This window comes from Yoonia maritima (assembly GCF_043641945.1).
GTDB classification, from domain to species: domain Bacteria; phylum Pseudomonadota; class Alphaproteobacteria; order Rhodobacterales; family Rhodobacteraceae; genus Yoonia; species Yoonia maritima_B.
In genome coordinates, this window is sequence record NZ_JBHZRX010000003.1 from 525,368 (window position 1) to 538,908 (window position 13,541).

The 13,541-nt window shown below is 53.6% G+C and carries 13 protein-coding genes and 1 riboswitch; of the genes, 9 read left to right on the top strand and 4 right to left on the bottom strand.

The annotated features are described in order from the left end of the window. Nucleotide 1: 1 nt before the first annotated feature. Together ACHUEV_RS09210 and regB are read right to left on the bottom strand one after the other, a co-directional pair. Entirely contained in the window at nucleotides 2-1,597 is a 1,596-nt protein-coding gene (locus tag ACHUEV_RS09210) for a PAS-domain containing protein (protein ID WP_394179132.1), read from the bottom strand. 76 nt (nucleotides 1,598-1,673) lie between these two features. Continuing rightward, nucleotides 1,674-3,059 carry a sensor histidine kinase RegB gene (gene regB / locus ACHUEV_RS09215; RefSeq protein ID WP_394179134.1) on the bottom strand — a complete coding sequence of 462 codons (1,386 nt, stop codon included), beginning with the start codon at nucleotides 3,057-3,059 and terminating at the stop codon, nucleotides 1,674-1,676. An 88-nt stretch (nucleotides 3,060-3,147) separates the two neighbouring features. On the opposite strand from regB, the gene ACHUEV_RS09220 reads away from it, so the two are divergent. Beyond that, nucleotides 3,148-3,741, top strand: coding sequence for an SCO family protein (locus ACHUEV_RS09220; RefSeq protein WP_394179136.1), 594 nt, complete (start codon nucleotides 3,148-3,150; stop codon nucleotides 3,739-3,741). A gap of 55 nt (nucleotides 3,742-3,796) precedes the next feature. Then, on the top strand, nucleotides 3,797-4,345 hold the full coding sequence (locus ACHUEV_RS09225) for an ActR/PrrA/RegA family redox response regulator transcription factor (RefSeq protein ID WP_394179138.1): 549 nt from the start codon (nucleotides 3,797-3,799) through the stop codon (nucleotides 4,343-4,345). On the opposite strand, the gene ACHUEV_RS09230 is transcribed toward ACHUEV_RS09225, so the two are convergent. Next, on the bottom strand, nucleotides 4,342-5,199 hold the full coding sequence (locus ACHUEV_RS09230) for a LysR substrate-binding domain-containing protein (RefSeq protein ID WP_394179140.1): 858 nt from the start codon (nucleotides 5,197-5,199) through the stop codon (nucleotides 4,342-4,344). The genes ACHUEV_RS09225 and ACHUEV_RS09230 overlap by 4 nt on opposite strands. A 96-nt stretch (nucleotides 5,200-5,295) precedes the next feature. Between ACHUEV_RS09230 and ACHUEV_RS09235 the strand changes: the two genes are divergently transcribed. The 6 genes from ACHUEV_RS09235 to ACHUEV_RS09260 all read left to right on the top strand — a co-directional run bounded on the left by ACHUEV_RS09235 (nucleotide 5,296) and on the right by ACHUEV_RS09260 (nucleotide 10,800). Next, the gene (locus ACHUEV_RS09235; protein WP_394179142.1) at nucleotides 5,296-5,457 is read left to right on the top strand and encodes a hypothetical protein; all 162 of its coding nucleotides are present in this window, start codon (nucleotides 5,296-5,298) and stop codon (nucleotides 5,455-5,457) included. A 172-nt stretch (nucleotides 5,458-5,629) separates the two neighbouring features. Next, nucleotides 5,630-6,055, top strand: a complete 426-nt coding sequence (locus ACHUEV_RS09240) for a c-type cytochrome (protein ID WP_394179144.1) — start codon at nucleotides 5,630-5,632, stop codon at nucleotides 6,053-6,055. 108 nt (nucleotides 6,056-6,163) lie between these two features. Further along, entirely contained in the window at nucleotides 6,164-7,963 is a 1,800-nt protein-coding gene (ade, locus tag ACHUEV_RS09245; RefSeq protein WP_394179146.1) for an adenine deaminase, read from the top strand. Continuing rightward, nucleotides 7,960-9,441 (top strand): AMP nucleosidase, encoded by a 1,482-nt coding sequence (locus tag ACHUEV_RS09250; protein WP_394179148.1) that lies wholly within the window; start codon nucleotides 7,960-7,962, stop codon nucleotides 9,439-9,441. The genes ade and ACHUEV_RS09250 overlap by 4 nt, the downstream gene beginning before the upstream one ends. A 132-nt stretch (nucleotides 9,442-9,573) precedes the next feature. After that, nucleotides 9,574-9,864, top strand: coding sequence for an HU family DNA-binding protein (locus ACHUEV_RS09255; protein ID WP_106358742.1), 291 nt, complete (start codon nucleotides 9,574-9,576; stop codon nucleotides 9,862-9,864). Nucleotides 9,865-9,939: 75 nt separating this feature from the next. Then, entirely contained in the window at nucleotides 9,940-10,800 is an 861-nt protein-coding gene (locus ACHUEV_RS09260) for a DMT family transporter (RefSeq protein ID WP_394179151.1), read from the top strand. A 4-nt stretch (nucleotides 10,801-10,804) separates the two neighbouring features. Here the strand turns inward: ACHUEV_RS09260 and aroC are convergent, their stop codons facing one another. Beyond that, the gene (gene aroC / locus ACHUEV_RS09265) at nucleotides 10,805-11,908 is read right to left on the bottom strand and encodes a chorismate synthase (RefSeq protein ID WP_394179153.1); all 1,104 of its coding nucleotides are present in this window, start codon (nucleotides 11,906-11,908) and stop codon (nucleotides 10,805-10,807) included. 134 nt (nucleotides 11,909-12,042) lie between these two features. On the opposite strand from aroC, the gene ACHUEV_RS09270 reads away from it, so the two are divergent. Continuing rightward, nucleotides 12,043-13,365 (top strand): dicarboxylate/amino acid:cation symporter, encoded by a 1,323-nt coding sequence (locus ACHUEV_RS09270; RefSeq protein WP_394179155.1) that lies wholly within the window; start codon nucleotides 12,043-12,045, stop codon nucleotides 13,363-13,365. Between the two features lie 74 nt (nucleotides 13,366-13,439). Next, nucleotides 13,440-13,538, top strand: a riboswitch (TPP riboswitch). Nucleotides 13,539-13,541 lie beyond the last annotated feature (3 nt).

Consider the following 13,541-nt stretch of genomic DNA (forward strand, 5'->3'; position numbering starts at 1 on the left):
ATCAGCGTTTGCGAACGCGGATCGCTGGATCGTGCATGGTTAGTTTTTGGATAACGGGGTGCATTTTCGCTGCGGTTGTAAATCGCACTAGCGTCTTACCCCCGGCGATTGGGTTCGCGTGGCATGACAGCTGGCGACCGTCATCAAGTAGCGTACTATCGGACCACGCTTCGCGCGGGCCGATTTGATGCGTAAATTTCTGGATCTTTGACCAGATCGGGGTAGCCGTACACCGTTGTTGCCAGACCTTTGTTTCGGTCTGAAGCGCGCGTTGCTCGTGGTACAAAGCCGGATTTGTTTGCCACAGATCAGCATAGGCTTGGTTCGAGATAACGAGGGTTCCAGCGCTAGAGAATACAGCGATAGCGTCTGGAATGGTGTCCAGCACAGCCTGACTGGTTTCGATGTCAGCGCGAAACCTGCGGGTTAATGATACTTCGGCGCTGATATCTTCGAACATAAACGCGAATGCGCCATCAGGATGGGGGCGCCCGGTAACGCGGTATGTCTGCCCATCTGGTAAGGCCCATGTTTCGCTGTAGGTCCCTTTTTTGGCTTCCGCTTCGAGTGCGCTGAACTGATCGCGCCAAGAAGTGTAGTTTTTGGGTTCTGGTAACATGCGGGATTCCCGCAGTTTATCCAACACTGCCTCGAGCGTGGGTCGGCTGCTCAGAAAATCGAACTTTAGGCCAGTCAGATCCAGCACAGCAGGATTGAATGTCGTCAGTTGACGCTGTTTGTCGAAAATTGCGAGGCCGATAGATAGTTCGGCAAAGGTGCGGCCAAGCGTTTGTTTAAAGCTCCGTCGTTCTTGTTCGGCGCGGACTATACCGTTGGCGTCAGTTGCAAAATGCATAAAGCCGTTTGCGTAGGGCACGCTTGTCACGTCGAACCAGTGATCGGCGGCTTGATCAAGCGACTGAACTGAAAGGCGGCGCAGCGACGTTCCTTTTGCGCTAGGGATTTCGTGCAGTTCAGGAAAGATCGAAACGCTGGGCCAAATTGCCAGATTGTTCCCATCCGGCGATTGCATTTGGTCAACGAATTCTAAGTAGGTTTGATTGGCCCATAGTAGCTTTCCGTCGTTTGCTTCTTGCCAGATGAGTTGCGGCGTATTTTGTGTAAGGTCGCGCATCATAGCGAGCTCTGAAAGGCGTACGTCCTGCGCTATGGTCGTAGACTGGCCAATCTGTTCGGAACCCTGGGTCCCGTTCATGGCTATTCGTAATCGCCCGTCTGTTTCGCTGATTTCTATCCAGAGCGAGGTCGTTTCCACACCATCGATCCGCGTCTTTGTTGTGGGTGGATTTTCCAATGCGCCGCGCAATTTGGGAAAATGAGGCCCCAATACCTGCATCAGTGCGTCGAATTCTGAGAGGTTGTCGTCGCGATCTTCAATTAATGCCAATGCTTGAGGTGTCGCATCAACCAACTCGTTGCCCTGAAACAAAAAGACGGGCAGCAAATTATGCTGCTTTGATTTTTGGTCGTTTGCGGCGCGCAAGGTGGCGACATCGCGTCGCGATTTGTAAACGACCCCAAGACAGGTTGCGCAGCTAACACCAATGACCGCGAGGTCCAGTAGACTCAATAGCATCTGTGAGCGTCCTCAGTAAAACCGAGGTTGAGCATCCGCTCCTAAGGTTAATGTCGAGTTAAGTATGCCGCCTGACTCAGATTTCTGCGCTGTGCTGTTGGTTTTCACCCAGCGGTTCGCTGACGCGGTCACCGCTATTTGGCAGGATATCGCGGTTCCAGACCACATCGATGACGGCACCGCCTTCGCCCAACCCAGCGCGACGGCTATTGGCAAAAGTTAGCTCTGCACCGGATCGTTCGAGGAGTGTTTTTGCGATGAATAGGCCCAGCCCCATGCCTTTATAGCCGGGGCGCCCGCCTGTGTCGTCCGATTGCCGCCGTTCGCGCACATAGGGATCACCAATGCGTCCGATTACAGAACCAGGAAACCCCGGTCCATCGTCTGAAATGCGGACCTTGATATCGCTGTCGCTCCAGGAAAGTTCGACGCAGACTTCGGTCTGTGCGAAATCAACGGCGTTTTGTATCAGGTTGCGTAACCCGTGGACGATCTCGGGTCGGCGCGCGATTGTAGGTTGAGTTTGATCGGCGTCTTCGGCTGCGGAAAGGCGGAACACGACTGACTTGCCGCGATCCATGTGGGGTTCCGCGGCTTCACGGACGATTGCTTCTAACGGGGCGTGGCGCAAATGCAGGTCATCCTTGCCTGCCCTACCCATGGAATGCAGAATATCGCGGCATCTGTCGGCCTGTTGACGGATCAGGCTTGCGTCTTCGAACAGGTCTGGTTGATCGCCGAGTTCTTCCATCAATTCGCTGCTGACCAGTTTGATCGTGGCAAGCGGGGTTCCCAGTTCATGCGCAGCAGCGGCGACCACCCCACCAAGATCAGTCAGTTTTTGTTCGCGGGCTAAGGCCAATTGCGTGGCGACCAATGCTTCGCGCATGGCATGCATCTCGGTTGTGACTTGGCGGGCGTAGGTGGACAGAAACACAATCCCGATCACAAGCGATGCCCAGAACCCAAATTGAAAGATAGTGGGCAGTACTAGCGTCGTGCCATCAGCCATGATGATAGGAAGGTGAAACTGGCTGACTGTTGTGATCAGCCCAATCGCCGTGACGCCGACAAAGATCGTGCTTGCGCGATGCAGGACAGTTGCCGCGATTGTAACAGGCGCAAGGACAAGCATCGCAAACGGGTTGTTGAGCCCGCCCGTGATAAACAGCAGCAGCGTCAGCTGGATCAGGTCAAACACAAGCCACAGTGATGCTTCGCGTTCAGAAAGGCGCTTGTTTTCTGGGTAGGCAAAGCTGGCAATAAGGTTTGCAACAACGGATACCCCGACCAACGCGAACGCAAGACCAAGTTCGATGTGAAGCCGATAGATCAAAGAGGCGACCAAAAATGCGCCCGCCTGCCCTGCAATAGCGAACCACCGAAGCGTGGTCAGCGTCCGCAATCGCACCCAATTGCTGCGTTGCTGTTCTTGAAACATGTTGAATTCTGAAACAGACATGTGATCGGTTATCCACTGCGGCAAGGTAGACCATTGATACGCAGGCATTCATAGGGGATCAATGCGGCCGATTGAGAAGGGACAGAAGATGTCAAAAGCGATAGCGATCATTTCCGGGGTGACAGTGGTTGCCGTTGTCGGTGGTATGTTTGCCGTTACTCAGCTTGCTTCCCCACCTGATTGTGGCGTTGCTGCGGGTGATGACATCGGTGGGCCGTTCACTTTGCTAAGCGAAACTGGCGCGACCGTGACCGACGTTGATATCATTACCGAGCCAACGCTGGTTTATTTTGGCTACACGTTTTGCCCCGATGTTTGCCCGCTGGATAGCGCGCGCAATGCGGCAGCCATTGATATTCTCGCCGATCAAGGCGTCAGCGCCACGCCAGTATTCATTTCGATTGATCCAGCGCGGGACACTGTCGACGTCGTCCGTGATTACGCCGACAACTTTCATCCAAAGATGATCGGGCTAACTGGTACAGAAGAACAAGTCGCGGCGGCGTCAAAGGCCTACCGGACGTTTTATAAGAAGGAACATGGCGATCCTGAATATTATCTCGTTCAGCATTCGACATCGACTTATCTGATGCTGCCCGATACGGGTTTCGCGACATATTTTGGTCGGGCCGACAGCCCCGAACATGTTGCGAATGTCACTGCTTGTTTTGCAGCAGGTTGACGATTGCCAGCATAAACTTACACTTTGTCGGCGAACATGCGAGGAATGAACTAAGATGACCGAGCCGTTGGACCTAGGCGACGACAAGAGCCTGCTTCTTGTTGACGATGATGAAGCGTTTTTGCGGCGGCTTGCAAAGGCAATGGAAAAACGCGGGTTCGCGGTAGAGACAGCGGAATCTGTTGCGGCTGGTAAGGCAATTGCGACAGCACGCCCCCCGGCCTATGCGGTTGTCGATCTGCGGTTAGAAGACGGTAATGGTTTGGACGTCGTGGAAACGCTTCGTGCGAAACGGCCAGAAAGCCGGATCGTCGTTTTGACGGGCTATGGCGCGATTGCGACTGCTGTTGCCGCGGTAAAGATTGGCGCGACCGATTACTTGGCCAAACCTGCGGATGCGACTGATGTCACAAATGCGTTGCTTGCCCGCAATGATACATTGCCCCCGCCCCCGGAAAACCCAATGAGCGCAGATCGTGTACGTTGGGAACATATTCAGCGGGTTTATGAGCTGTGTGATCGCAACGTGTCAGAAACGGCGCGGCGTTTGTCGATGCATCGTCGGACTTTGCAACGTATCTTGGCAAAGCGTAGCCCGCGCTAGATCATCTTAAGCAACCAAGATTTCAGCGTTTTGACTCTGTTGGACAGGACGCCGGGATAGTGCGTGATGTAATAGCCTAAGCCCTCTGGCTGCGTTTGCGACAGCGGAACGAGACGGCCAGCTTCGATGTCGTCTGCCACCAACGCGCTAGAGGCGACAGTAATACCGCCGCCCGATCTGACGGCAGATAGCGCCATGCCAAGCGTCGTGACATTGAACGTCTTTTGGCTTTCTGAGACCATTCCGGCCTCGGTCACCCATCTACGGGCTTCTTGGTGATCATCTTCGAAAAACCATGGGACATCTGTTGACGGTAGTGTGTCGGGATCGACGACACCCGGCGCCGCAACAACCGTGTAATCGGCCGCCAACAAATGTGTGGTTTCTAATCCGGCCCAGTTTCCGTCACCGTATCGAATACCCAAGTCAAACCCATCGCGGCGCAGATCAACGAGCTTATTGCTGGGGACAATGGACAGCGCAATTTCAGGGTACTTTGCCCAGAATTGCGATATGCGCGGCATGAGCCAGTTTTCTGCGAAATTGTGCGTCACGGTGATAGAAAGTGGACGCGTTTCTGCATCGCCACGAACCGATTTCACGCCTGATATGATTTGGCCGAACCCGTCAGAAAGGGTGCCCGCCAAACGTGCGCCTGCTTCGGTTAAGGCGACGCCGCGCCCTTGCCGGACAAGCAAGGCAGTACCCAATTCGGCCTCAATCGCACGAACGTGTTGCGCGATTGCAGCATGTGTCACGTTCAATTCGCGTGCAGCCTTTGAAAACGACCCAGCGCGTGCGGCGCATTCAAATGCGCGCAGCGCAGAAAGTGATGGGACTTCACGCCAATCCATATGAAAGCTCAACTAACATAATGAAAATCTTACAGAGTCGCTTAGGCTAAGCAATCCTTTTATTTGTTGATCATTAACACAAGGAAAGGAAAAGCCATGCTTACAATATTTGCAGACAGTTTTTTGACGGCAACGCTGAATAAACGTTGGAAAGCACCAGATCACTGGATGCACGACGGGCGACCGCTGAAAGGATATGAAATCGAACGGAAAGAGGCAGCGCGTCGTATGGGTTCTACAGGTGGTGGATCAAAGTGATAGGCCTACCAGAAATAGAGGAGATGCCTTAAAAAGAAGGCGTCTCCTGCGATATTATGATGCATCCCAAAAGAAAGTTCGCTAGCTACCCTTGGTCTGGACCGTCGTGTACATTACATCAGCGTTGACTGGGGCGAACGGTCATTTGATCAGATCGAGAAGGATAGCGATCATGAAGAGTATTAGTGTTGCAGCGACGTTGGCTGCACTCGCAACTTCTGCATTTGCTGAGGGCGATGTAGCGGCAGGCGAAGAGCAATTTAACCGCCAGTGCGTCGCATGCCACGTCGTTCGGAACGATGAAGGTGAAGTTCTAGCTGGTCGCACTGCGCGGACTGGTCCAAACTTGTTTGGGATCGAGGGTCGTGCGCTTGGGTCTGTTGATGGATTCCGTTACGGCGATGCGATCGTGACCCTTGGTGAAGCCGGAACAACGTGGTCAGAAGAAACATTTGTTGCTTACGTTCAAAACCCAACGGGTTATCTGCGCGAGGCGCTTGATAATAATCGTGCACGCGGCAAGATGGCGTATCAAGTGCGCGACGAGCAGCAGGCCGCAGACATCTATGCCTATTTGGTTGCGGTTAGTGCCGAGTAGATAAGCAATGTTAATGGGCGCTTGCTGGAATGCGGGCGGTCCATGACTTCTTTGAACACAGCAATCATCCCCTCTTGAACCCGCCTGCAAACGGTGAAACCATTGGGGATGGAACATCACATCAAATCTTGGGCCGAAGTTGCCCCCCGTTTGGTCGCTGTCGCCGCAGGGCGTGCGCATGCTGATCTAGTCATTCGTGGCGGTAAATTGGTGAATGTCCAATCCCGCGAAATTCTAGATGGCTGGCAGGTTGCTGTGGCCGATGGGCGCTTTGCCTATGTTGGGCCAGACGCCAGCCATTGCATTGGTCCGGATACGGAAATCATCGAGTCTGAGGGCCGATATTTGATCCCCGGTCTTTGTGACGGTCACATGCATATCGAAAGCGGGATGCTAACCCCTGCCGAATTTGCAGCAGCAGTTATTCCGCATGGCACAACGACCATGTTCACCGATCCGCATGAGATCGCGAACGTGCTTGGTTTGCGCGGTGTTCGTATGATGCATGACGAAGCATTGATGCAGCCAGTGAATATCTACACGCAGATGCCGTCTTGTGCGCCCTCTGCCCCCGGTCTGGAAACCACAGGGTTTGAGATTTCTGCCGATGATGTGGCCGAGGCCATGTCGTGGCCCGGCATTATTGGTCTGGGTGAGATGATGAATTTCCCCGGTGTGATCAACGGCGATCCGCAGATGTTGGCAGAGATGGCAGCAACTATGAATGCGGGCAAAACGGTAGGCGGCCACTATGCCAGCCCTGACAAGGGCAATGCATTTGCCGCCTATGTTGCGGGCGGTGCGGCCGATGATCACGAAGGCACAGCCGAGGCTGACGCGATCGCACGTGTCCGTTTGGGCATGAAGTCGATGATGCGTCTTGGCTCTGCTTGGTATGATGTCGAAAGCCAGATTACAGCGATCACTGAAAAGGGGCTTGATCCGCGCAACTTTATTCTTTGCACGGATGACTGCCATTCGGGGACGTTGGTGAACGATGGTCATATGAACCGTGTTGTCCGTCACGCGATTGATTGCGGATGTGATCCGTTGATTGCGCTGCAAATGGCGACGATCAACACAGCCACTCATTTCGGGTTAGAGCGTGAGTTGGGATCGATCGCGCCCGGTCGGCGGGCTGATGTGATTTTGACGTCTGATTTGAAAACCTTGCCAATCGAGCATGTGATTGCCCGTGGTCAGACCGTCGCGATGGATGGCAAGATTACCGTGGATTGCCCGCATTACGATTGGCCCGCTGATGCACGCCAAACCGTGAATATGGGCAAGGCGCTGGGCGATGCTGATTTCGCGATCCACGCGCCTGAGGGTGCGAATAGCGTTAAGGTGAAGGTGATCGGCGTTGTCGAAAATCAAGCCCCGACCGAAGCGCTGACTGCTGAACTTCCTGTCGTTGATGGATTGGTCGAAGGCGAAGGTGATACCTATCAGATTGCGCTGGTTGAGCGGCATCAGGGTACGGGCAAAGTCGTGAATGGCTTTGTTTCGGGCTTTGGATACACCGGAAAAATTGCGATGGCCTCGACCGTGGCGCACGACAGCCACCACATGATCGTTGTGGGTACAGACCGTGAAAACATGGCCGCCGCTGCAAACCGTTTGGGTGAAGTCGGCGGAGGCGTGACTGTTTGGAAAGACGGCAAAGAACTGGCGTTGGTGGAATTGCCTATCGCCGGATTGATGTCAGATAGCCCCGCAGTTGACGTTGCCTCAAAAGCCGACGAAATGGTCGCCGCAATGGAGGCGTGCGGTTGCACCCTAAATAATGCCTATATGCAGCATTCGCTTTTGGCGCTTGTTGTCATCCCCTCGTTGCGGATCTCTGATCTGGGATTGGTGGATGTAGAGAAATTTGAGTTAACAGAACTGTTTGAGGACGACCTATGAATGATGAACAACAGGTCATTATCTGGACACCCGATGTGCCCGGACATGAAGCGTTTACCGACGCAAAAGCCGCAGTAAAGCGGCTACAAGAGATTTATGAAACTGCGGTTTCGTTTCTATCAAAAAGCTTTCAAGACGCATTGGAACACGGCCAGCCCGAGGCGCGCGTGCGTGCGTTTTATCCAGAAATTCGTCTGACAACGACAACCCACGCAAAGATGGATAGCCGTCTGTCATTTGGTCATGTGGCTGAACCGGGTACATATTCGACAACAGTTACACGCCCTGATCTATTTGCTGCATACTTAGAGCAGCAAATCCAACTGCTGCTAAACAGCCACGGCGTGCCTGTGGTTATCGGTGCATCCGACACAGTGATGCCTGTGCATTTTGCTGCGGCCAATGATCCAAAGCTGACTGTTCCCCATGATGGGTCGATGGATTTTAACCTGCGTGACAATTTCGATGTGCCTGACCTTAGCACGACCCACGATGCGATCGTGAACGGTGAAGGTTTTTCATATCCTGACGGTGCACGTCCACTTGCGCCGTTTACAGCGCAGCGGATTGATTATTCATTGGCGCGTCTTTCGCACTATACCGCGACCGCTGCTGAGCATTTCCAAAACCACATCTTATTCACGAACTACCAGTTCTACGTCGAAGAGTTCGAAAGCTTTGCGCGCCAGATGCTGGCGGACCCGGACAGTGGCTATACAAGCTTTGTAAGCACCGGGAATGTTGAGATCACGGAATCAGATGCACCCCTGCCCGTTCCTGCAAAGCTTCCTCAGATGCCGACCTATCACTTAAAGCGGGCAAACGGCAGCGGGATCACTTTGGTGAACATCGGTGTCGGGCCTTCGAACGCTAAAACGGCCACCGACCACATTGCGGTTCTGCGCCCACATGCGTGGTTGATGGTTGGTCACTGCGCTGGGCTACGCAATTCGCAACGTTTGGGCGATTTCGTTCTGGCGCACGCGTACCTACGTGAAGATCACGTGCTGGACGATGATCTTCCTGTTTGGGTGCCGATTCCTGCGCTGGCCGAAATTCAGATTGCGCTTGAAACAGCTGTGGCCGACGTGACCAAGCTTGAAGGTTATGAGCTAAAGCGGATCATGCGGACGGGTACTGTCGCGACCATCGATAACCGGAACTGGGAATTGCGTGATCAATCTGGGCCGGTTCAGCGGTTATCCCAATCGCGTGCGGTTGCACTAGATATGGAAAGCGCGACGATTGCCGCGAATGGTTTCCGATTCCGTGTACCCTATGGGACCTTGCTATGCGTCAGTGATAAACCGCTTCATGGCGAGCTGAAGTTGCCCGGAATGGCGTCAGAATTCTATAAAACACAGGTCGCTGCGCACCTTATGATCGGAATCCGTGCCATGGAAAGATTGCGTGAAATGCCCCTTGAACGCATCCACAGCCGCAAATTGCGCAGCTTTGAGGAGACTGCATTCCTATAAAACGCTAAAAAACGCGCGAAAAGTCGCTATTTTCACTGAAAATCGAACACTAATCGTTGTGGTGTCCTACAACATAACGTTAAATGCGCGGGTAGAGGCCCTATAGTTCGGGCAAATAAGGGAGACCAGAAAATGGCGACTAAACCACTAACTAAAGCGCAACTCGTTGCTGCACTTGCCGATGAAACTGGCATGGATAAAAAAGCAGCAGGCGCTGCACTGGACGCCGTGACTGGCATCATCACCAAAGAAGTAGCTGGCGGCGGCGCTGTTACTCTTCCAGGTGTTGGCAAAATCTATTGCCGTGAACGCCCAGAGCGTATGGTTCGCAACCCTGCCACAGGTGAGCAAATCAAAAAAGAAGCCGACAAGGTTGTCAAAATGACAATCGCAAAAGCGCTGAAAGACAGCGTGAACGGCTAAGTCATTTGGCCTTGTGCCGGATGAAAAGTTAGGAAAGGGTCGCCTTAATTGGCGGCCCTTTTTCGTTGAGGAACTATGGATATCAAAGCAATTCTCATGGGGCTCGCCTTTGCGGCGATGTGGTCTTCTGCGTTTACTTCCGCACGCGTCATTGTCGAATATGCACCGCCGTTGACGGCGCTGGCGCTACGGTTTTTCGTGTCAGGCTTGCTGGGTGTTTTGATCGCATTTGCTTTGGGGCAATCTGCGCGGCTTAGCCGCCGCCAATGGACTGGCGTGCTTGTCTTTGGGTTATGTCAAAACGCGCTATATCTGGGTTTGAATTTCGTCGCGATGCAGACAGTGCCTGCATCACTGGCCGCCATTATCGCGTCAACAATGCCGTTGCTAGTCGCGCTTGTTGGTTGGATTGTCTTCGGCACCAAGGTGAAACCGCTTGGCCTAATGGGTTTGATCGCCGGTGTGATTGGCGTTGCGTTGATCATGGGCGCAAGGCTGCAAGGCGGCGTTGACCCGTTTGGCTTGATCCTGTGTGTGGTTGGTGTCGTGTCACTGACTATCGCAACACTGGCTGTTTTAGGGGCATCTTCGGGTGGCAACGTATTGATGATTGTTGGCCTGCAAATGCTGGTTGGCGCGACGATCCTTTCTGTTCCGGCGGTTGCCTTCGAAGAATGGGTCGTCACGTGGAATTGGCAATTGGTCGTGGCCTTCGTCTATACAACGTTAGTCCCCGGCCTAGCCGCGACATGGGTCTGGTTCACATTGGTCGGGCGTATCGGCGCGGTAAAAGCATCGACCTTCCACTTCCTGAACCCGTTTTTAGGCGTGGCTATCGCGGCCGCCCTGTTGGGCGAAACCATTGGTTGGCTGGACGTCATCGGCGTCGCGATTATTGCAGGCGGTATTTTAGCGGTGCAGTTGTCAAAGCAATAGATGCTTAGCCGATTTTGCCGCGGACGCCGCCGGTTTGGCCGCGGTCTAGCAATAGGTGGTCAAGGATTACGCATGCCATCATCGCCTCGCCGACTGGAACAGCGCGGATGCCGACACATGGGTCGTGGCGGCCTTTGGTGATGACTTCCATCGGTGATCCATCCATGCGGATTGATTTGCGCGGCGATAGGATGGACGAGGTCGGTTTTACAGCAAAGCGCACGACGATATCTTGCCCTGTGCTGATACCGCCAAGGATACCACCCGCGTGGTTTGAGCTATATTCAGGGCCGTTTGGCCCCATGAAGATTTCGTCTGCATTTTCGCGACCAGTAAGCGCGGCTGCGGCCATTCCTTCACCAATTTCGACGCCTTTAACAGCGTTGATCGACATCATCGCAGCTGACAAATCAGTGTCTAACTTAGCATAAACAGGTGCGCCGATGCCTGCGGGGACGCCACGTGCCACGACTTCGATAATCGCACCGACAGAGTTGTGATCGTCTTTGCGTAGCCACGCCAGATAGTCGTTCCATTCGGCTGCGGCATCTGCGTCTGGGCAGAAGAAATCGTTTTGATCAATTTGATACCAATCGACCTTGGATCGGTTGATCTGTTTAGCACCCATTTGGGTCATGTAGCCTTTGATCTGCACATTGGGCGCAATTGTTTTGATCGCTTCGCGCGCAACCCCGCCAGCCGCAACGCGGGCAGCAGTTTCGCGAGCAGAAGACCGGCCACCACCGCGATAATCACGGATGCCGTATTTCTGGTGATAGGTGATGTCAGCGTGACCGGGACGGAAGGTGTTGGCGATGTCGCCGTAGTCTTTCGAACGCTGGTCGGTGTTGCGGATCATGAGCTGAATTGGCGTGCCAGTTGATTTGCCTTCGAACACGCCAGATAGGATTTCGACCGCGTCGGGTTCGTTCCGCTGGGTCGTGTTTTTGTTGAGACCTGGGCGGCGTTTATCCAGCCATTGCTGAAGCATTGCCGCGTCAATTGGAACGCCGGGGGGGCATCCATCGACCGTTGCACCCAATGCGGGCCCGTGGCTTTCGCCCCAAGTTGTGAACCGAAATAGATGACCGAAACTGTTGATCGACATATGCGCGCCTCTTTGATTGCAACCCGGTTACAGGAAGGCCCGCGTTTGTTCAATCTTGGTCAGCGTCGCCGCTGAATTTTGAGAAATTGTAAAACTGTGCCAATCTCAACCCTAGGAATAATGGGGAGCTAAAAATGACAACTGATACGCATGGCGGCCACGGTATGTCGCTAACCATGAAGATCATGATCGCGATGGGCGCAGGGATCGTGGTTGGTGTAATCTTTAACCAAATCAACATTGACGTCATCAATAGTCAGATCGTGGCGGGCCTGTTTGGCATGGTCGGCAAGATGTTTGTGAATGCCCTAAAAATGCTGGTGGTCCCGCTGGTTTTCTTTTCGCTTTTGGGTGGGGTGACGGGCATCGGTGACGTCCGTGTTCTGGGGCGCGTCGGTACAAAGTCGTTCTTTTTGTATCTTGCCACGACCGCACTTGCGATCACTTTGGCGATTGTTTTGGCGTCAATTATTGGCCCCGGCAAGGGCTTTGATATGCAGGGTATCGACACCAATGGCGTGACTGGAAGAGAGGCACCTACCGTTTGGGAGGTCTTTGCCAATATCGTACCGACGAACCCGATTGCGGCCTTTGCCAATGGCGAGATGCTTCAGGTAATTTTTTATACCGTTGTTCTGGGTATTGCTGTTCTGATGCTTGGCGCAAAGTCCGAAGGGTTCATTGCCGCATGCGACTACATGAATGACCTAATGATGAAGGTGGTCGCGATTGTTATGCACTTTGCGCCGTATGGTGTGTTCTGTCTGATCGCCAAGACATTCGCAGAACAAGGCATCGGGCTTTTCCTGCCCGTTATGGCCTATGTCATCACGCTGGTTGCTGCACTGTTCATTCACCTGTTCATCACGCTACCAACGATGCTGAAAGTGTTAGCCGGGCTGAACCCGTTAACGTTTATGCGCAAGATGCGTCCGGCGCAGATTTTTGCGTTTTCAACCGCGAGCTCGAACGCGACTATCCCAGTGACCTACCGTTCCGTTACCGAACGTGTGGGGGTGGATAAATCTATCGCGTCGTTTTGTATCCCGTTTGGCGCAACGATCAATATGGACGGCACCGCGATCATGCAGGGTGTCGCGACCGTGTTCTTGGCAAATGTCTATGCCATTGATCTGGGCCTAGGTGGTTACCTGACCGTGATCGGCATGGCGGTTTTAGCATCTATCGGTACAGCAGGCGTGCCCGGTGTTGGGTTGGTTATGCTGACGATGGTGCTTAGCCAAGTTGGCCTGCCTATCGAAGGTATTGCGATCATCCTAGGTGTCGATCGTCTGATGGATATGATCCGCACTGCCGTGAATATCACTGGCGATGCGGTGGTCACGTCTATCGTTGCCAAAGGTGAAGGCAAAATCGACCTTGATGTCTTTAACGACCCAGATGCGGGTATCGTTGATGACGATGAAGTTGAAATGCCACATGGCCACGCGGCCTGATTGATAATCATTTTAGGACAAGGGCCGCAGCAAAATCTGCGGCCCTTTTCATTTGCCCCGCCAGCGCGTATTCAACACGTACCTCGGGGGGCCAGAAATGGCTGAGATGCGCAAGCGGACCCGTTGAACCTGAACCGGTTAAGACCGGCGGAGGGAAGGTATGGCAATCGCGCTAT